At 38.7% G+C, this 20066-nt stretch carries 22 protein-coding genes; 16 read left to right on the top strand and 6 right to left on the bottom strand.

What is annotated here, in order from left to right:
* Positions 1-15: 15 nt before the first annotated feature.
* The 5 genes from AM592_RS20115 (at position 16) to fba (ending at position 5464) form a co-directional block, all read left to right on the top strand.
* Entirely contained in the window at positions 16-1458 is a 1443-nt protein-coding gene (locus AM592_RS20115; RefSeq protein ID WP_225970290.1) for a sugar porter family MFS transporter, read from the top strand.
* Between the two features lie 31 nt (positions 1459-1489).
* Entirely contained in the window at positions 1490-2530 is a 1041-nt protein-coding gene (locus AM592_RS20120) for a bifunctional inositol 2-dehydrogenase/D-chiro-inositol 1-dehydrogenase (RefSeq protein ID WP_053605422.1), read from the top strand.
* Positions 2531-2601: 71 nt separating this feature from the next.
* Entirely contained in the window at positions 2602-3477 is an 876-nt protein-coding gene (locus AM592_RS20125; RefSeq protein ID WP_053605423.1) for a sugar phosphate isomerase/epimerase family protein, read from the top strand.
* A gap of 227 nt (positions 3478-3704) precedes the next feature.
* Positions 3705-4553 (top strand): 2-keto-myo-inositol isomerase, encoded by an 849-nt coding sequence (gene iolI, locus AM592_RS20130; protein WP_053605424.1) that lies wholly within the window; start codon positions 3705-3707, stop codon positions 4551-4553.
* Positions 4554-4585: 32 nt separating this feature from the next.
* Complete coding sequence (gene fba / locus AM592_RS20135; protein ID WP_053605425.1) at positions 4586-5464, top strand: class II fructose-1,6-bisphosphate aldolase; 879 nt, start codon at positions 4586-4588, stop codon at positions 5462-5464.
* A gap of 11 nt (positions 5465-5475) precedes the next feature.
* Here fba and AM592_RS20140 read toward each other — a convergent pair whose 3' ends face one another.
* Complete coding sequence (locus tag AM592_RS20140) at positions 5476-6234, bottom strand: DeoR/GlpR family DNA-binding transcription regulator (RefSeq protein ID WP_053605426.1); 759 nt, start codon at positions 6232-6234, stop codon at positions 5476-5478.
* A 235-nt stretch (positions 6235-6469) separates the two neighbouring features.
* A complete protein-coding gene (locus tag AM592_RS20145) occupies positions 6470-7081 on the bottom strand; it encodes a DedA family protein (RefSeq protein WP_053605427.1) in 612 nt (203 codons plus the stop codon).
* 625 nt (positions 7082-7706) lie between these two features.
* Between AM592_RS20145 and AM592_RS20150 the strand changes: the two genes are divergently transcribed.
* The 5 genes from AM592_RS20150 (at position 7707) to AM592_RS20170 (ending at position 12594) form a co-directional block, all read left to right on the top strand.
* Positions 7707-8621, top strand: coding sequence for a bifunctional helix-turn-helix transcriptional regulator/GNAT family N-acetyltransferase (locus AM592_RS20150; protein ID WP_053605428.1), 915 nt, complete (start codon positions 7707-7709; stop codon positions 8619-8621).
* A gap of 64 nt (positions 8622-8685) precedes the next feature.
* Positions 8686-9972 (top strand): MFS transporter, encoded by a 1287-nt coding sequence (locus AM592_RS20155; protein WP_053605429.1) that lies wholly within the window; start codon positions 8686-8688, stop codon positions 9970-9972.
* An 84-nt stretch (positions 9973-10056) separates the two neighbouring features.
* Positions 10057-10476: a GNAT family N-acetyltransferase gene (locus AM592_RS20160; protein ID WP_053605430.1), complete on the top strand. Its 420-nt coding sequence runs from the start codon at positions 10057-10059 to the stop codon at positions 10474-10476.
* Positions 10477-10596: 120 nt separating this feature from the next.
* The gene (locus tag AM592_RS20165) at positions 10597-11091 is read left to right on the top strand and encodes a PH domain-containing protein (RefSeq protein ID WP_053605431.1); all 495 of its coding nucleotides are present in this window, start codon (positions 10597-10599) and stop codon (positions 11089-11091) included.
* An 18-nt stretch (positions 11092-11109) separates the two neighbouring features.
* Positions 11110-12594: a PH domain-containing protein gene (locus AM592_RS20170; protein WP_053605432.1), complete on the top strand. Its 1485-nt coding sequence runs from the start codon at positions 11110-11112 to the stop codon at positions 12592-12594.
* Positions 12595-12765: 171 nt separating this feature from the next.
* Here AM592_RS20170 and AM592_RS24235 read toward each other — a convergent pair whose 3' ends face one another.
* Positions 12766-12909 carry a hypothetical protein gene (locus AM592_RS24235; protein ID WP_158320330.1) on the bottom strand — a complete coding sequence of 48 codons (144 nt, stop codon included), beginning with the start codon at positions 12907-12909 and terminating at the stop codon, positions 12766-12768.
* A gap of 24 nt (positions 12910-12933) precedes the next feature.
* On the opposite strand from AM592_RS24235, the gene AM592_RS25415 reads away from it, so the two are divergent.
* The 5 genes from AM592_RS25415 (at position 12934) to AM592_RS24240 (ending at position 17186) form a co-directional block, all read left to right on the top strand.
* A complete protein-coding gene (locus tag AM592_RS25415; RefSeq protein ID WP_225970413.1) occupies positions 12934-13302 on the top strand; it encodes a zinc-binding dehydrogenase in 369 nt (122 codons plus the stop codon).
* Positions 13303-13309: 7 nt separating this feature from the next.
* On the top strand, positions 13310-13759 hold the full coding sequence (locus tag AM592_RS20175; RefSeq protein ID WP_225970291.1) for a MerR family transcriptional regulator: 450 nt from the start codon (positions 13310-13312) through the stop codon (positions 13757-13759).
* A 234-nt stretch (positions 13760-13993) separates the two neighbouring features.
* Positions 13994-15625: a Na/Pi cotransporter family protein gene (locus AM592_RS20180; RefSeq protein WP_192841122.1), complete on the top strand. Its 1632-nt coding sequence runs from the start codon at positions 13994-13996 to the stop codon at positions 15623-15625.
* A 312-nt stretch (positions 15626-15937) separates the two neighbouring features.
* Positions 15938-17059: a response regulator aspartate phosphatase gene (locus AM592_RS20185; RefSeq protein WP_225970414.1), complete on the top strand. Its 1122-nt coding sequence runs from the start codon at positions 15938-15940 to the stop codon at positions 17057-17059.
* Positions 17049-17186, top strand: a complete 138-nt coding sequence (locus tag AM592_RS24240) for a hypothetical protein (RefSeq protein WP_158320331.1) — start codon at positions 17049-17051, stop codon at positions 17184-17186. Before AM592_RS20185 ends, AM592_RS24240 begins: the two co-directional genes overlap by 11 nt.
* A gap of 176 nt (positions 17187-17362) precedes the next feature.
* On the opposite strand, the gene AM592_RS20190 is transcribed toward AM592_RS24240, so the two are convergent.
* From AM592_RS20190 to tcyA, 3 genes are read right to left on the bottom strand one after another with little or no spacing between them, the layout of a single operon-like run.
* Positions 17363-18106: an amino acid ABC transporter ATP-binding protein gene (locus AM592_RS20190; RefSeq protein ID WP_053605436.1), complete on the bottom strand. Its 744-nt coding sequence runs from the start codon at positions 18104-18106 to the stop codon at positions 17363-17365.
* Positions 18107-18118: 12 nt separating this feature from the next.
* Positions 18119-18820, bottom strand: a complete 702-nt coding sequence (locus AM592_RS20195; protein WP_053605437.1) for an amino acid ABC transporter permease — start codon at positions 18818-18820, stop codon at positions 18119-18121.
* A complete protein-coding gene (gene tcyA, locus AM592_RS20200; protein ID WP_053605438.1) occupies positions 18807-19610 on the bottom strand; it encodes a cystine ABC transporter substrate-binding lipoprotein TcyA in 804 nt (267 codons plus the stop codon). Before tcyA ends, AM592_RS20195 begins: the two co-directional genes overlap by 14 nt.
* A gap of 218 nt (positions 19611-19828) precedes the next feature.
* Between tcyA and AM592_RS23575 the strand changes: the two genes are divergently transcribed.
* A complete protein-coding gene (locus AM592_RS23575) occupies positions 19829-20023 on the top strand; it encodes a DinB family protein (protein WP_082364244.1) in 195 nt (64 codons plus the stop codon).
* Positions 20024-20066: the final 43 nt, after the last annotated feature.

Here is a 20066-nt window from a genome sequence, read left to right on the forward strand (position 1 = left end):
ATGGAGGAGAACAATTTGAAGCAGGAAAGCGAAATATCTCATGAGAAGCAGACATTGGCCGGAAAACCAAAGAATCCTAAAGCGTTTATGCGGACAATTACATTCGTCTCGACTTTTGGAGGACTTCTCTTTGGATACGATACTGGGGTAATTAATGGGGCTTTGCCTTACATGTCACAGCCGGATCAATTGAATCTTTCCCCAGTGACAGAAGGGATTGTTACGAGCTCGCTGCTTTTGGGAGCAGCCTTTGGTGCCATGTATGGCGGCCGATTCTCTGACCTGAAAGGGCGAAGAAACAGTCTTCTGTGGCTTGCGGTTGTGTTCTTTATTGCTACTTTGGGCTGTACATTTGCACCAAACGTTCAAGTGATGATCGTATTCCGCATTCTTCTTGGACTCGCAGTCGGCGGTGCATCTGTGACCGTTCCTGCCTATTTAGCCGAAATGTCACCTGCAGAACAGCGAGGAAGGATTGTTACTCAAAATGAGTTAATGATTGTTTCTGGACAGCTGTTAGCGTTTACCTTAAACGCGATTCTCGGGAATACAATTGGTGACAACGCGCATGTATGGCGGTATATGCTGGTCATCGCATCGCTGCCGGCGGTTTTTCTCTGGTTTGGGATGCTGGTTATGCCCGAAAGTCCGCGCTGGCTCGCCTCGAAAGGAAAAATCGGAAATGCCATGCGCGTTCTGCAGCAGGTTCGTGAAGAAAACAGAGCCCAGGCTGAATTGAAGGAAATTGAAGCAGCGATTGCAGAAGATGCAAAGCTGAAAAAAGCTACGTTTAAAGACCTGACTGTTCCATGGGTGCGGCGGATTGTCTTTATCGGACTGGGAATCGGTATCGTCCAGCAGATTACAGGTGTCAATTCCATTATGTATTACGGAACCGAAATTTTAAAAGATTCAGGCTTTGGGACCGAATCGGCATTAATCGGAAACATTGCAAACGGTGTGGTTTCCGTTTTGGCGACCTTTGTCGGAATCTGGCTTCTTGGCAAAGTCGGTCGCAGGCCGATGCTGATGACTGGTCTAGCCGGCACGACATCCGCTCTTCTCTTAATCGGGATCTTTTCACTTGTTTTAAAGGATACAGCAATATTGCCGTACATTATCCTTTCATTGACTGTAACGTTTCTTGCCTTCCAGCAAGGAGCTGTATCACCTGTCACCTGGCTGATGCTGTCTGAAATTTTCCCTCTTCGGCTGCGGGGTATTGGGATGGGGGTCACTGTGTTTTGTCTTTGGATGGCAAACTTTCTCGTTGGCCTGACATTTCCGATTTTGATGAGTGGGATTGGACTTTCGACTACATTTTTCGTCTTTGTGGCCTTAGGGCTTATTGCGATCGCCTTTGTAAAACATTTCTTGCCGGAAACAAAAGGCCGGTCACTTGAGGAATTGGAACATGATTTCCGAAATCATGTGGTGAGGAAGAAAGCGTCTTTTTAGTAAAAATATGTTTTGATAAGGGGAGTTTATTGTGACACTTAGAATAGGCGTAGTTGGTACCGGTGCGATCGGCAGGGACCATATGAGAAGAATTAGCAAAACGCTTTCCGGCGGAGAGATTACCGCTGTAACCGATGTGAATCTGGAGTCCGCCAGTCTTGCGGTCAGGGAGCTCGATTTGAATGCGGAAATTTTTCCTGATGATGCATCATTGATTGCGTCAGATCAAGTCGATGCCATCCTGGTAACAAGTTGGGGCCCTGCCCATGAAGGAACCGTGCTAAAAGCCATTGAAGCAGGCAAATACGTTTTTTGTGAAAAACCTTTGGCCGTTACAGCAGAAGGCTGCATGAAAATCGTCAATGCCGAAATGCGACATGGAAAAAGGCTCGTGCAGGTTGGCTTTATGCGGCGTTATGACAGCGGTTATGTGCAAATGAAAAAGGCAATCGACAATCATGAGATCGGAGAACCTTTGATGATTCATTGCGCCCATCGCAATTCTGAGGTGAATGCAGCTTATACAACGGACATGGCCATGACGGATACCCTGGTTCATGAGATTGACGTCCTGCATTGGCTGGTTAATGACAATTATAAATCTGTACAAGTGGTTTATCCGAAAAAAACGAGGCATGCGCTGGAGCATCTGAAAGATCCGCAAATGATCACGCTGGAAACCGAAGGAGGCATTGTCATCCAAGTAGAGGTCTTTGTCAATTGCAAATACGGCTATGACATTCAATGTGAAGTCGTTGGAGAAGACGGAATCATAAAATTGCCGGAGGTTCCAGGGATTGTCTATCGAAAAGATGCACAATTACGTGTCAATCTATTAACGGATTGGAAGCAGCGATTTATAGATGCCTATGATAAAGAACTGCAAGATTTTATTGATTCGATCCGGGAAACAGGAGAGCCTAACGGACCGACGTCGTGGGATGGTTATGTTGCAGCTGTTACTGCAGGTGCGTGTGTAACCGCGCAAAAAACAGGTGAGAGAGAACCTGTGAGACTAGGAGTAAAGCCTGAGTTCTATAAAGAAATCGGGAAAACAAAAGAGATTATCTAATCTACTATATAGAAGAGAATTTCTAATATTAAAATATATCAAGTGTGTACAAAAGAAAGGAGAAGTTTACATTGCGTTTAGCATATGATCCGTCCCATTATCGTGATAATACCAACTTAAAAGATACTATCGATGCAGTTGCCAGATTAGGGTATGAATATGTAGAGTTATCACCGCGTAAAGATTTTATTTGGTTTTATGAATATCCAAAGGTTGATAAACAGCTGATAAAAGATTTAAAAAGATATTGTTTAGATGCCGGCGTTAAAATCTCTTCTGTACTTCCTGTTCAACAATGGTCTTCACCAATTGAAGAAGAGCGTCAAGCTGCAGTGAGAAATTGGAAGCGTTGTATTGAAATCACTTCTGAATTAGGAGTAGATTTAATGAACAGTGAATTTAGCGGTGACAAAAGCCGTCCTGTCCAAAGTGAAGCTGCTTTTGTTAAATCAATGGAAGAGCTGATGCCGCTTTTTGAAAAAGAAAGTATAAAGCTTAATTTACAAGCTCACCCTAACGATTTTATTGAGTTGAATACAGAAGCAATTCGAATAATTCGTGCGCTGGATAAAGATTGGCTTAAGTTGGTATATTCTGTTCCACATGCTTTCTTTTATGATGATGGTGTTGGCGATGTAGAGAAACACTTGGAAGAAGCAGGAGATTTACTTGATCATGTTCTAATTGCCGATACTCTTAATCATAAAGCGGCATTTGGATTACGATATATTATTAATCCCCCTGATGCAAACGTAACAATTCACCAGCATTTGAATCCTGGTGAAGGGGAAATAAACTTTGATGCATTATATCGCAAATTAAGAGAAATGAAATTTGATGGAATTGTAACAAATGCAGTATTTGCTTATCCTGATAAACCAGAGTGGTCGAACGAATTAACCCTGAAATCCATTAAAGATGGATTAAATATTTATCAGAAGATATAACTTTTTAGAATGGTTTAAAAACCATTAGAAGATCATACTCTACATTTTTAAGGTAGAAATGAATTTTGATGGCAAAACCATGAATGCAGTATTTGCCTGGACCTAAGAAAGCTGATGAGTCCAGCACATTTATGCTGCAAAAAATGAAGAAATTTTTATGCCATTTAATTAATCAATAACCCAAAAATGGAAGCGTTTTAAAAGTTGAGACGATGGAGTGGATGACGATGAAACTGTGCTTTAATCAAGCGACAACTCTGGAAAATTCAACTCTCGCCAAGGATCTGGAGATTTGCAACAGACACGGTTATGACTATATTGAAATTCGTACGATGGATAAGTTGCCTGAGTATTTAAGAGAAAATACGATCGAGGATTTAGCCAACTTCTTTCACACGCATCACATTAAACCGTTAGCATTGAATGCTCTAGTTTTCTTCAACAATCGAGATGACGATGGCTATCAGGAAATCATAAGTGAATTCAAAAAAATGGTGAAAACCGCCAATCAGCTAGGTGTGAAATATATCGTTGCTGTTCCGCTCGTAACGAAAGAAAAAATACGAAAAAGCGAGATTAAAGGCAGCTGTGTCGATGTATTAAAAGAGCTTTCAGATATAGCTGATCCATATGATATTAAAATTGCTCTTGAATTTGTCGGTCACCCGGAGTGTACCGTCAATACATTCGGTCAAGCTTATGACATTATACAGACAGTTGATAGAGAGAATGTGGGATTGGTACTTGATTGTTTTCACTTTCATGCAATGGGCTCTGCCATTGAAGATTTGGAAAAAGCCGATGCGTCGAAAATCTTTATTTTGCACATCGATGACACAGAAGATTTCCCAATTGGCTTCTTAACAGATGAAGATAGAGTCTGGCCGGGATTAGGAGTTATCGATTTGGACCGCATCTTATCAACATTAAAGGAGATCGGGTACTCAGGGGTTGTATCTGTCGAATTATTCCGCCCAGAATATTATCAATTAGATGCTGAAGAAGTGATCAGCACAGCGAAAGAAACAACAATGAACGTCGTATCAAGGTATTATGATTTTAAAATTATGACCTGATAAATAACTTCTAATGAGAGAAGTGATAATAAATGACACTAGTATCTATGAAAGAAATGCTTTTACAAGCAAAAGAAGACAAATACGCTATTGGACAATTTAACATGAACAGCACACAGTGGGTACAATCAATTTTAGAAGCAGCAGAAGACGAACGTGCTCCAGTCATAGTAGCAGCCTCTGACAGACTCGTCGATTATTTGGGTGGTTTTAAAACGATTGCTGCAAGCGTCAAAGCCCTGATGGAGGAAATGTCCGTAACGGTTCCTGTGGCCTTGCACCTGGACCACGGGATGAGTGTGGAGAGATGTAAGGCGGCAATTGACGCAGGCTTTAGTTCGGTCATGTTTGATGGTTCTCATTACCCGATCGATGAAAATATAAGGATGACCAAAGAGGTTGTTGACTATGCAAAGCCTCATCATGTATCTGTTGAAGCAGAGGTTGGTACAGTCGGCGGTATGGAGGATGGCCTCGTTGGCGGGATTAAATACGCCGATCCTTTGGAATGTGTCCGTATTGTAGAAGAAACAGGCATAGATGCATTGGCAGCAGCTCTTGGTTCAGTTCATGGCCCGTATAAGGGTGAGCCTAATCTGGGATTCGATGAGATGAAACAAATTTCTGAGTTAACATGTATACCATTAGTCCTTCATGGCGGTTCAGGCATACCCAAATATCAAATTAGAAAAGCGATTGAATTGGGACACGCCAAGATCAATGTGAATACAGAATGTCTGCAAGCATGGGCAAAAGCTTTACGCCAGGTGCTGGCTAGTGACAGTCACGTTTATGATCCGAGGTCAATTCTTACTCCGGGCAAAGAAGCAATCATTTCTACAGTAAAAGAGAAACTAAAGGAATTTGAATCAAGCGGGAAAGCAGAAAAAATGGGGCACTTATTTTCATGAGTGCCCCGTTTTTATTTATTCGCAATTAGAAGTTTTATATCATTGTTCTCTGTAAATTCTCGATAATTCTCGTTCGGTACAGTGTCAGTAATAAGATAGTCAATATCTTTCAAATCACAATAAGTCATCAACGCATATTTATCAAACTTGAAATGATCGACCAATAAAAATACTTTAGAACTTCGTTCAACTACAATTTGTTTAATTTCACTTTCAAGCGGAGAAGAATTCGTAACACCGTTTGACAAGGAGACACCGGTTGAAGCCATGAATGCCTTGTTAATGTTGTATGCTTTTAGCAGTTCCATGTTTTTGAAGCTGACGAATGATTTTGTTTTCCGTTGAAAAACCCCGCCCATCGAAATGATATTCAAATTATCATAAGGAAGAGAATGATTAATAAAATCCAGGTTGTTGGTAATAATCGTTACATTCTTTGTCTGTAAATAATCAGCCATTTCTAATGTAGTAGTCCCGGAATCAATAAAAATAATGTCGTCATCTTCCACAAAGCTCGCGGCTAATTTTCCAATTAACTCCTTCTGTTTTTTATTGCGAATTTGCCTATCATGAAATGATTCTAGGGTTCTATGGTTGATCGAAACCCCGCCATAAACCTTTTTCAAATCACCTAGATCAACTAACTCTTGAACATCACGTCTTATTGTATTTTTGGATACGTTAAACACTTTCACAAGTTCGTCTAAGGATACGGTTTGATGTTCAATTACATAATCTTGAATTTGTTGAATACGTTTTGTTTTTAACATGCCTCTCCACCTTGTTTTGTTTTTTAGTCATACGTGATTCGTACATGGAACAATTCTTATTAGTTATTATAAAAATACACGATGTTTTTATATATATTATACCAACATTTAACCAAAACATCACCTTTTTCTTTAGGGAATAGTGAGTGAAGGCATATATAGGATCGATCTAAACCAATAGAAAAAGCACTGCTCGAAAATCGAACAGTGCTAAAACATAGATTGAAGAATAAAACTATTTATTTTTGACTCTTTTTTTAATAAATAAGACTGCAATAACAATTACAAGAATGGCTAAAATTGCATAAACGATATTTGAATAGATATCCATATACCCGACAATTGATTCCCACGAATCGCCTACCGCAGCTCCGACATACACCAGAATTACATTCCAAATTAATGATCCCGCTGCTGTAAAAAGGAGAAAGATCCAAAAGTTCATATGCGACATTCCGGCTGGAATGGAGATCAGGCTTCTTATCAGAGGGACAAGACGGCAGAAAAAGACCGCCCAACCCCCGTATTTCGCAAACCAATCATTGGCTTTGTGGATATCCTCTTTTTTTAAGCGAAGGAAGCGGCCCCACTTGTCCACGATTTTTTCCATTCGTTTAATATCAACGACCCGGCCTATTCCGTAAAGAATCACAGCCCCCAGTACGGATCCAATCGTTGCGTAGATCACAACGCCGATCACAGTAAGTTCTGACCTAGTCGTCATATATCCTCCAAACGTAAGAATCACTTCAGAAGGAATCGGAGGAAATACGTTTTCTAAAGCGATGAGCAGAAGAATGCCTATGTATCCAAATTGCTCCATAAAATGTTGAATCCAGTTTTCCATTTTTCACTCTCCCAGATATAACTAATGTATTAGAATTCATATTTATTAATTATTGCAAGATTCATAGCTCCTACTATATGTAAACATAAAAAGGCATGAAAAATGAAATGGCGGCAACAGTCGCCACGATATTCCATATGTATTTACGATTAATAGGGGAATTTTCGGGTTTTTCATTTATATGACGTCAAAAGTTTCCTGCAGGTTTCCCTATTCCTTATTTTAATCAATACAAACGAAAGTCACCACCCTAATTTGACACATTTCCTATCGTTATGTTCATGATAAGTTACATGCCAAAAAATTGCGAGGTAATTTCCTCACCAATGTCGAAAATAAGAAAATAGTCTGTTAGTTGGAGAAATAAGAGTTCTGACACAACCATACTAGTAAATGGCTGTGTTCATTAAAAGATTTCAGGTGATTTTTGCATGATGGGGTACCTTATAGAAAGAGTCGAGCTCCTTTGACCTTGTATGAAACGAAGTAAATTTTTATCGAAAAGATTTTGAAGAATAGGAAATAGGACTGTTTTTTAGGTTTGAAAATGATTGATAAAATCAACTAATTTGCTTTAGAATTTGGTTGATTAAATCAACTGTTTTGTGAGAGGAGATCTTTTAAAATGCCACTTGGTGAAAATTTTATTGGATTAAAATTCAGAAAGTTCAATCGTTTTTATACAAATGTGCTAGGGTTTCTTAATGAGCACATTTATGACAGCCCTTTTTCCTTAACTGAAACACGTATTTTGTTTGAAATTTATAATACAAGAGATTGTACAGCAAAGGTGCTGCAGGATAATTTAGGACTTGATCGTGGTTACGTTAGCAGAATCATAAAACATTTTGAAAAAGAAAATTTAATTTATAAACAAAAAAGTGAGAAAGACGCACGAAACCATTATCTACATGTCACTTCATTTGGTCGAACCATTTATAAAAAATTAGAAGAGAAAGCGAATCAGCAGGTCGAGTATATTTTGAATGATTTAGATAACGAAAGCCAAGAAAAGCTGGTAATCGCTATGGACACCGTTGAATCGATTTTGTCTCAATCCGTTCAAACTAATGAATCTACGGTTTCTATCAGGGATTATCATATCTCTGATGATATTAAGGTCATGATTGAGAAGCAGAGGACGTTTTATGCAGAGACATACGGCTGGGATCAATCGTTTTTAGAGTATTTGCATGAGACGTTTGATGGGGTAATCGAGAAAATTTGGATAGCAGAAAGCGGAGGAAGATTTGCCGGTTGTGTAGGTTTGGTAAAACAAAATGAAAAAACTGTGCAGCTTAGATGGTTCCTTGTAGATGAAGCTTTTCGTGGTAAAGGTATTGGTACTCAGCTCCTTCAAAAGCTAGTTACTTATTGTAAAGAAAAGGAATTTGAACGCGTATTCCTTTGGACAGTCAGCAGTATGAGTACGGCTCGTCCGCTATACAAGAAAATCGGTTTCGAAATTACCGAAGTCAAGGAAGAGCAATTGTTATGGGGAAAACATCTTGTAGAAGAGCGATGGGATCTAGAATTATAAAATGATTGAGAGAATTACAATTCAAGATACAGTGTGAGAAGGTTGCAAATTTCAGGAGGATTTTATGAAGGGGAAACCGCATTATGCGTGGATTATCGTTTGTATTACATTTTTTACTCTATTAGCAGTACAGGGAATTCGGCTTTCATTCGGAGCTTTTATTGAACCGTGGGAGAAAGAATTTTCCATGGATAGAGGATCTATTTCATTGATTTCTATGGTAAGCTTTGTCGTTTATGGCATTTCGCAACCCGTGATAGGCAGACTTGTTGATCAGTTGGGATCTCGGCTGATTTTATCTTTTAGTACCTTGCTGGTTGGCATTAGTATTTTCTTAACGTATTTTGTAACTTCATCGTGGCAGTTATTTTTACTTTATGGAATAGTTGTTTCTATTGGGGTAGGAGGGGTATCGAATGTCACGGCTACGGTTGTAGTGACAAATTGGTTTAACGAAAAACGCGGTATTGCTTTTGGGATTATGGAAGCTGGCTTTGGAGCTGGCCAAATGCTGCTTGTTCCCGGTTCGCTTATGTTAATCAATTGGTTAGATTGGAAGCTGACTGTAGTAATATTAGGTCTGTTCTTAATGGTAACTGTATTTCCAATTGTGCTCTTGTTCCTGCGGAATCACCCGGAAGAAAGAGGGTTGCAGCCGATTGGCGGCAGCAATAAGGAAAAGAACAGAGTAAAATTTTCTACTGAAGAGAAGGTGCCATATTGGCATTTATTTCGTATGAGAGAATTTTGGTTTCTTATCTTGCCATTCTTGGTATGCGGGTTTACGACTACCGGATTAATGGATACTCATCTGATTCCTTTTTCTCACGATCATGGGTTCTCCACAGGCGTAACAAGCGCCGCTATCAGTTTATTAGCTGCATTTAATATAGCGGGAATACTAGTTTCTGGTGTTGTTGCAGACCGATGGAGCAGCAGAAAAATGCTGTATTTGTTATATGCCATACGAGCAGTATCACTGTTAGTTCTTATATACAGTCATGAGTCGTTTTTATTGCTTATTTTTGCAGTGCTATTCGGATTAGTTGATTTTGCAACTGTAGCACCAACTCAAATGTTAGCTACCAAGTATTTCAAGCAGTATTCTGTCGGATTAATTCTCGGATGGTTATTTCTCAGCCATCAAATAGGGTCTGCACTCGGTGCGTATTTACCGGGGCTGCTATATAATGAGACGGGTAATTATACGTTGTCCTTTTACATATCCATTTTTTTATTAACCGGAGCCAGTATTTGCAACGTCTTGCTTCCGGAAACGAGTAAATCGAAAAATGAAGAGGGAATTGAAGTAGCGGCGCTGGATATGCAGACCTATGATAATAAAGGGTGAATTATCTAAGAAAATATTCAATCAACAAGAAATTCGGTGCTTATTATCAGCTCCGAATTTCTTGTGAAATAAGGAGGAATTAAATTGGATATAAAAATACACAGTGATTTTTCGAATGTGAATCTTGATGAAATGAGGGGAATATATCGTTCTGTCGGTTGGACAAAGCATACAAATGAAACAATTAAACAAGTTTTTGAAGCAAGTAATGTCATCACTTTGGTGACAACAAATGGCCGAATGATTGGGTTTGGAAGAGCGATATCAGACGGGGTTTTTAATGCAGCAATCTATGACGTTATCGTCCATCCAGATTTTCAAAAACAAGGGGTAGCTAAAAAAATAATGGAGTTTTTACTTGATAAACTAAGTAATGTTTCCTGTGTTCATTTAATCTCGACTATTGGAAATGAAGAGTTTTATCAGAAGCTAGGCTTAAAAAAGGTGAAAACAGGAATGGCAAGGTATTTAAATTCTGAGCTGGCTAATGAGTATTTAGAGTAGGATTCCTCCTTGTTCATATCAAATCTCTCAGAAAGATATCATTTATTTTAAATTGAAACATTTCTCCCTAAATTTCGTATATCAAGTAATTAAGAAATTTATAGAAAGAGGCGTAAGTGAATGAATTATACAATTCCGGAGCCGCAGCAACGAATTTCAAAAAATGCGGTAAAGGTGTGGAGAATCTCTTCAGTGATTTCTCATATCATAACAATGCTCATTTTTGGAGCTCTATTATATTGTCAGGATCGATTTGGTTGGTACGATTGGATTGGCCACGTCACATGGGTAATTCTGATACTTGTCGGGCTTGATTTCGTATACGGTGTTCTTATTCGTCCGGTTTTTCTGCAGCGAACGTGGAGATACGGGGTGGATGAGGAGCATATTCAGCTTAAGCACGGGGCTTTAGAGAAGACGCATATCATTGTACCGATGACCAAAGTACAGTATGTCAATACCTCTCAGGGACCGCTTCTCAGGAAATATGGGCTCTCAACGATTAAGATCGGAACGACAGCATCCTCTCATGAAATACCGGCGATTCCGGAAGAGGAAGCAGAATCGTTACGGACACAAATCGCAGTATTGGCCAAGATAACCGAGAATGAATGACGGAAAGGATAGATGTGTATGAGACGGGAAGAATTGAATACTATTGCCTCTAAACCTCATCGTCTGCATCCGTTATGGATATTATTTTCGATTGGTGAGTTGATAAAAGAGTTAATTATTCCAATCGTCATTTATCTAATAAATCTAGGGTCGGAATCGTTATTAATGACAATTGGAAAAATCGGTGTCATTTTGTTTGTTGTCTTTCGTATGACTTCAATCTTATTTGAATGGTGGAATTTTCATTATTTTTTTTATAATAATGAGCTGAGGGTGCAAAACGGACGTTTTATGAAGAAGAAGCGTTTTATTCCGCTTGATCGCATTCAAGGTGTGCAGATCAATTCTAATTTTCTGCACCGTTTCTTCGGCTTAACATCCATTACAATTGATACAGCTGCAACAGAAGGAGATTCTTCGGTTAAGCTAGTCTTGATTAAACGCTCGGAGGCTCTCAGGATTCAGGAATATGTCGCACAAAAACCACCTGTTCCTAATCAACCTGCAGAGAAAGAGACACTTGTTGAAGCAGACAATCTCCAACCGTCGGATTGTAAAGAGATAAAGTATAGGGTAAGCGGAAAGGAAATCATTCATGCTTCACTCACGTCATTTAGCTTTGCTGCGGTTATCCCGATATTGGTAGGACTGCTTTTCAAAATTAATGAAATCTTATCGCTTGAAAAGTATTTTGATAACGCTTTGAAATTTGTTCAAAGCGCTTGGACGTGGATGATTGTATTCGGGATTGCTCTCTTTTTTGTGTCGGTTGTGTTCGGCATGGTACTCACGTATTTGCGTTTCGGCAGGTATATTGTTCAGACGGATGCAGAGAGAATTTATATTCAAAAAGGGGTCCTGAATCAATCCGAATGGATGATCGAAAAGAGAAGAGTCCAAGCGGTGAAATTCAAAAAATCGTTTATTCGCCGCTTGTTCGGCATTGTAGAGGTAGAGCTTGTTTGTGCAGGAGCATTTGGAGATGAGGCTGTTGAATCGAACCTGCTGTTTCCGTTCATTTCAGAAAAAAAGGCGCTGCAGCTGCTGCCTGATATTGTTCCTGCATTTAAAGTAAGTGAGAATATGAACAAGCTGCCACAATCCGCTCTATGGGTAAAATGTTTACGACCGAGCTACTTCTGGATAGTGGTAACAGCTGTCCTTGTCTATATTTGGCCGGATAAATGGTATTTCTCTATTTTATTGCTGGCGATTATTATGTGCTTGCGAATACTGAATTTTTATAACAGCCGCTTTTCTGTGGACGATCGATTTATTCAAATGAGCTCGGGTTCATTTTCCTCAGAAATGTTTGTAACAACGAAGCAAAAGATTGAACAATTGTCCGTTACTGAGTCATGGCTGCAACGAAAAGCAGGGCTTGCTACTCTTGATATCGCAACACGCGGAACACCGATTCATCACGCTGAGATCGCTGATATCCCGAAAGAAGCTGCTGTGCGCTATTATCTCTGGTATGGAAATCGAGCAAAGGCTAATTAAATAGAACGGGGCTGTCTAATAAGTCGATTTTTCGACTTTTGGAAGCCCTTCTTCATATTCGAGTAAATTGATATATCAACATTCTTGAATTTTATCGCATTTGCCCTATTCGGACAGCCTCTATTTTTTAATAGGCAACCATGTTGAACATAGAAAAAGCCTTCAGAATCCTTATGAAGGACTTTTCTCTGGATCTTTTCCTTCTTTTTGTCCTTCAGAACCACGATGAGGGACTTTTCTCTGGATTTTTTCCTTCCCAATAATTAAACAAATTTTCTCAAATAAATATCCAATTTGTAACAAAAACTTTTTCATAAAAATGTAATTACTCTCCTTAACATTGCCGGCGAAAACTATAATCGTTCGCTTCAAACTTTAAATGAGAACGGACGGTGCATCGTCTATGGTTATACGTCAGTTCTTGAGAAGAGGAATTCAAGTGATTGGTCGAATGAATGGAAACAAATAACGGAAAATGAGACAGCCCAGGGAGGAAATCCTCAAACCCTCTATTCCATAACAGGCTTAAAAAAAGAAAGACTCGATTGGTTTCGAGAGGATCTGCAAAAGGTATTTTCATTATTAAAGGAAGGAAAGATTAGACCAATTATTGCTGAGAAAGTGCCGTTAACGGAGGCTGCAAGAGCCCAACAATCACTTGAAAATTCCAGAGCGGTAGGGAAAGTTATTCTTACGAATGAATCATAGGAGGTACATGATGTATTCAATTGGAGAGATAGCCAAATTAACGGGCATCACTGCGTTTACATTGAGGTACTATGAAAAAATCGGCCTCCTGCCAAAGCCCCAGCGGCAGAATGGAAAGGAAGACGGGATTCGGCGTTATGATGATCGTGACCTTCAGTTCATTCGTTTTATTCACGGACTGAAGGATACAGGCATGAAGCTTGAAGACATCGCGACGTATGTGGAAGAAGGCTGTCTTTTGGCCAGAAATGATTGGGAGACAGATGATTGGAAAGAAGACATCTATGAAACACTAAACAAACGAATTCAATTGTTAGAAACGCACGAAGATCATCTGGATCGGCAAATCAAAAAGCTGGAAGCGATGAAAACCGCTGCACGTGAAAAAAGAGTGTACTATTTAGCGAGGCTAAAAGAAAAAGGACAGGAGCCCGGCTCTAAAAAAACAGGTGGATAATTAATTAGGAATTGTTGAACAGAAAACCAGAATCTACATGATTTTGGTTTTTTTATTTGCGAAAGAATGCTGTTTAAGTAAGGTAATTGTACTTTAAAAACTGAATAATGATATATACATTTCATTATTGTAAAGTTATTGTAAAGTTTTCGGTTTGGTTGTTTACAAAAATTTAAGGTTCTAAACATAATGGACGGAGTTTGCAGACTTTTATTGAATGTAGGGGTGAATCTTTTGGAAATAGATATACAAAAACTATTGTTCGAATTTATTGGCGGACTTGGAATTTTCTTGATTGGAATTAAGTACATGGGAGACGGCCTCCAGAAATCTGCGGGAGATCGGTTGAGAGACATTTTGGATCGATTTACAACCAATCCTGTAATGGGTGTTCTCGCTGGAATTATTGTTACCGTTTTAATCCAAAGCAGTTCCGGTACAACTGTGATTACGGTCGGGCTTGTAAGTGCGGGATTTATGACACTTCGCCAGGCGATAGGAGTCATTATGGGAGCAAATATCGGGACTACCATCACCGCATTTATTATCGGTTTTGATGTGGGTGAGTATGCTTTACCGATTATTGCAGTTGGATCTTTCCTTCTGTTTTTCTTTAAAAATAAAAAACTTCAAAATTGGGGACAGGTCTTTTTCGGATTTGGTGCCCTATTTTACGGATTGGAATTAATGAGCGGAGGAATGAAGCCCCTTCGTACAATGGAAGCATTTCATGATTTAACAGTAAACATGAGTTCGAATCCGCTTCTTGGAGTAATTGTAGGGACCATTTTTACATTAATTGTGCAAAGCTCAAGTGCCACGATCGGAATTTTGCAAGGGCTTTTTGCCGATTCATTAATTGATATAAATAGTGCGCTGCCAGTATTATTCGGAGATAACATTGGCACAACGATTACGGCAGTATTAGCATCAATTGGCGCTTCTGTTGCAGCAAAGAGAGCGGCTGCTACTCATGTGCTGTTTAATCTTATTGGGACTGCCATATTTTTAGTTTTGCTTAAACCATTTACATCATTTATTGTCTTTCTCCAGTCAGCTTGGAGCCTTGATCCCAAAATGACGATTGCTTTTGCGCATGGGATATTTAATACAACGAATACTCTTATTCAGCTGCCTTTTGTTGCTGTATTAGCATTTCTTGTGACAAAAATTATTCCTGGAAAGGATACGGTCATTGAGTACAAGGCAAAGCATCTTGATCCTATTTTTATTGAACAATCACCGTCGATTGCTCTTGGACAAGCAAAAGAAGAGGTTTTGCGTATGGGTGAATTTGCTATAAAAGGACTTGAAGAAACCTATCAATTTTTGCTGACCAAACAACCGAAACATGCTAAAAATGCCTATCAAATAGAGGATGCAATCAATAACCTTGACCGGAAAATTACTAACTATCTCATCGAACTGTCATCTGCATCACTGTCTGATCAGGAGTCAGAAGAGCATAATATGTTAATGGATACAGTAAGAGACATTGAACGAGTCGGAGATCATTTTGAAAATCTTATCGAGCTTGTCGAATATAAAATGGCAACTCGAGTAGACATTACCGAATCGGCGATTGACGATTTAAAATATATGATCGAATTGACTGTTTCAACTATTAAGGAATCCTTAGCTGCTCTTGATCAAAATGATAAAGACATAGCAGAAAAAGTCATTGAAAAAGAGGAGCAGATTGACAAGTTGGAACGAAAGCTTCGCAAGCAGCATATTCTTCGTTTGAACAAAGGATTATGCACTGGCCAGGCAGGAATTGTTTTCGTTGATATCATCAGCAATCTGGAACGAATCGGTGATCATGCAGTAAATATAGCTGAAGCCGTAGCCGGTGATCAAATATAAAGTGAATCTTCAATCAATGGGGCGTTTACTGCCCGTTAATACAGGATAAAGTCTTGGAATTGCCCGCACACCCGTAACTTCAGTCTAAGGTGTGCGGGCTTTTTTGTCAGACAGTTCTCGATGAAGTATTATATTACGAGATTGCTGTATGGTCTGCACTTTCATCAATCTATTTATACTCCTTTCATAAAAATCTACTTAGGACTAATCATCCAATTATAGGGATTTGTACTCTTTTTTGTAAAACACTTCTATGCTATTTTTTTAGTGTAAAGCAATAAAATTAAGGAGGGGATAAACTGGGTGGAAATTGTGTCCTCAGAAGTAGGGGTGAGAATCAACGATTGGTATAATGTAATTCGCAAGCATAATATTGATGAAGCTTTAATCATTAAATCAGAAATTGAGCAAAAGATGAAAAGCATGGATGACAAGGATTTATCAATTTATTACAATTTAATGAGCTTTCGACATCAAATGATGATTGATTATGTAGACCCTGCATTTTTAAAAGATGACAGGATAGAGTTACCAGAGGAGTTAAAGGACAGTGAAAGTAAAAAAGAGCAATTCAATGGATTGATAGAGTATTATTTTAACTTTTTTAGAGGGATGCATGAATTTAATAAGGGTCTTTTTATAAAGGCAATATTGTTTTATAAGAGAGCAGAAAAAAAGTTAGATGCTGTATCAGACGAAATTGAAAGAGCTGAATTCAACTACAAAGTCTCAGAGGTTTATTATCATATGAAACAAACTCAAGTATCGCTGCTCTATGCTATGCAGGCATTTCAAACCTATCAGGCCTATGAAATATACACTGTCCGTCGAATGCATTGTGAATTTGTAATAGCGGGGAATTACGATGATTTGCATCGCCCTGACAAGGCCTTGCCGTATCTTGAAAGCGCTTTATATATTGCGAAGCTTGAAAATAATCATCGTCTAATAGGAGCAGCATTATACAATCTTGGGAATTGCTTCTTGAAAATGGGTGATTTCGCCACTGCTACACAATATTTTAGAGAATCTGTTAATCGGTATGTAGAAGGAAAATTAGAATTTCTTACTCATTCAGTTGAAGCTTGGTTTTCACTTACCCAAATTTTATTTAAGCAAAAGAATATTCACGAGGCGAAGAGAATTTATGAAGAGGGTTTAGCTCAAGCATATCAACTAAAGGAAGAAGGTTTAATTGCAGAGTTCCATTTTTTGAAGTCATTATATCTTGAAGATGGGGATACCAAGGGTATATTAGACTCCTTTTCTGTTCTAGAATCGAAAGGAATGTATCCTGACATAGAGGAATTTGCATTGGAAGCAGCGAAATATTTCAGTGAAAATGGAAAATATAAGGATTCCTCTTTATTTTATGAAAAAATGATTGAAGCACAAAAACAAATTCGAAAGGAGGGGAGTGACTATGAAATTTAGAATATTCAGTATTGTCCTAGCTGTAGTAACATTGGTTGGGGTAAGTATTGTTGGACAAGTATCGAATGAAAAAGAAGAACTGATTTCTAAAAGAAATCAAACTACAAAGATCGACAAATTGGTTTAGAGCATAAAGGTTATCCTGAAAGAAATAAATTAATTAGAAAAAATAACTTCCTCTATATTTTATTGTATAGAGGGTTTTTCTATTGAAAAAGATGTAAAAAGGCCACATCTTAGATTCATTAGTAAGGATTCTAAGATGTGGCAGATCTTCTTTTTCAGTAGTTTCCATTTTCCAGATCAAAGAGGATTCAAAATCCTGTGCAGAAAGCGCTTGGTGCGCTCTTCCTTAGGGGAGATGAGCACCTCGCTCGGAGGACCTTGTTCGACGATTACCCCTCCATCGATAAAAATAATCTCGTCTGCAATCTCCTGGGCAAATTTGATTTCATGCGTGACGACAGCCATTGTCCAGCCTTCGTTAGCCAGGTTTTTCATGACCGTAAGAACCTCGCCAATAAGCTCTGGATCCAAAGCAGAAGTCGGTTCATCAAAAAGCATCAGTTCGGGCTTGATTGCGAGCGCCCGTGCAATGCCGACGCGTTGCTGCTGTCCGCCGGAAAGCTGAAACGGATATAAGTCCAATTTATCCTCTAAACCAACCTTTTCTAACAATTGGATAGCTTCTTTTTTGGCTTCCGCTTTGTTTTTTTTCTGAACCTGAACCGGACCTTCCATTACATTTTGCAATGCCGTCCGATGCGGAAACAAGTGATAGGCTTGAAAAACCATTCCGGATTTTTTTCTGAGACGAAGCAGGTCTGATTGCTTGTTCTTTTCAGAAAAATCGATGGAAAAATCATCAAAAGAGAGAATGCCTTGCTCGGGAGTCTCCAGGGCGTTTAAACATCGTAGCAATGTCGTTTTCCCTGATCCGGACGGTCCTAAAATGGCAATGACTTTTCCTTTTTTTATTTCAAAATTAATGTTTTTTAATATGGTGTTATCGCCAAACGATTTTTGTAATCCACTTACGGATAACATTTACGGACCCTCCTATCTTGCTGTAAATCGGTCAAGATACCGTTCGATATGATGCTGGACAAGTGATAAAAGAAAGCAAATAATCCAGTATATAAATGCGGCTAACATGTAAATATAGACAATTTGATCGAGATGAGTCGCACCGATTTCCTGGGATTTTCTGAACAGTTCAGTCACCAAAATCTGTGATGCAAGTGACGTATCCTTGACCAAACTGATAAAGGTGTTGGATAAGGGCGGGATCGATACCCTCATGGCTTGCGGCAAAATAACGCGAAATAAGGTTTTTCTATAAGACATCCCTATCGTATAGCCTGCCTCCCATTGTCCTTTCGGTACAGAAAGAATAGAGGCGCGAATAATTTCTGACGCATAGGCACCCACATTTAAAGAGAATGCGATAATCGCTGTTGGATACGGGTCAATGTAAATGTTAATTTCAGGAAGTAAGTAAAAAATGATAAACAATTGCACCAATAGAGGTGTTCCCCTAATCGCTGAAACATAAATACTAAAAATCCACCGGAGAATTTTCACCTTGGAAATCCGGGCAAAAGCTGTCAGGAGTGCAATAATCAATCCGACAATAAATGAAATAATAGTTAAGGGAATCGTATATCTGATTCCCTCTAGTAAAATTGGCCAAAATGATTGCTGCATTAAATCCCATGGAATAGCAAATCCGAAAGTTTGGAGATCCTTAATTAGAAACATCTTCACCAAACCATTTCTCTGATATTTTTGAAAGTGTTCCGTCTTCTTTCATTTCATCCAAAGCTTTATTCACTTGTTCAACTAACGTATCACTGCCTTTACGGAAGGCAAAATAGGTTTCTTGTGGTTCGCCGGTTTCAAAAGCTATTTTTACATTTTTATTTTTTGACGTTGTTAGATAATTAAGTACAGCTAGTTTATCATTAAACGTTACATCTGCTCTTCCTTGCTGAATGAGCTGTAAAGCCTGGGCAAGACCTTCCACGCCTTGTACATTGGCGCCTGCTTCTTTAGCGATATCGTTGTAGTTACTTGTCAATGATTGAGCTGATGTTTTTCCTTTGACATCTTCTTCAGATTTGATACTGTTGTTATCGGCTTTCGTAACGACGACAGCTTTAGAAGTTGTATATTTTTCAGAGAAATCATATTGGTCTTCACGGCCGTTTTTACCGACTTGATTGGCAACCAAATCAAATCGCTTGCTGTTTAGCCCGGAAAACATACTGTCCCATTGAGTTTCTTTAAACTCGACCTCAAGATCAAGCCGTTTGCCGACCTCTTTGATAACTTCCACATCATAACCGGTCAATTGGTTTTTTTCATCGTGGAAGGTAAACGGTGCGTAGGTTCCTTCTGTTCCAACGGTTAACACACCTTTATCTTTAACTGCTGTCCATAAGTCTTCATTTTTATTACTGTCTTTCTCTGAAGAGTTATCAGCATTTCCACATGCTGTTAATGCTGCAAAAAGCATAATGAACAGGATGGTAAATAGTCCTTTTTTCATGATATACCTCTTTTCTTATTGGTTTAGACCGTTTAATCTTTCTGACCAATTGTAAATTATAAAACACCTTCCTACATTTTGCATAGGAAATGCTTATTTTTTATTTTTAGCTGATTTTTTTCTTGTATAGTATGTGATAGATTCAATACTTTAAACGCTAGTTAATTTACAGGAATTGCTTTAAGAATATTTTTTAGAACGAAAATCTTTTTCACCGCATGGATTCTGTACTAAACGTATTTCTTTCTCACTTCAGGACAATGGATCTGACGGATTGGAGAAAGCCTCGTGTGCTTGCCGATTATGATGTCACGCCTGAGTGGGTCGTCTATCATCTGATTGAACACGAATCATATCATAGGGGCCAGATTTTTCAGCTGCTGTCCCATATAGAAAAACAGGAATCTTTTTGAATAAAGTTCCCTAAAAATAAGCAGAAAAAAAGATCGAATAATG

Origin of the sequence: Bacillus gobiensis, from assembly GCF_001278705.1 — a bacterium.
Taxonomy (GTDB): domain Bacteria; phylum Bacillota; class Bacilli; order Bacillales; family Bacillaceae; genus Bacillus; species Bacillus gobiensis.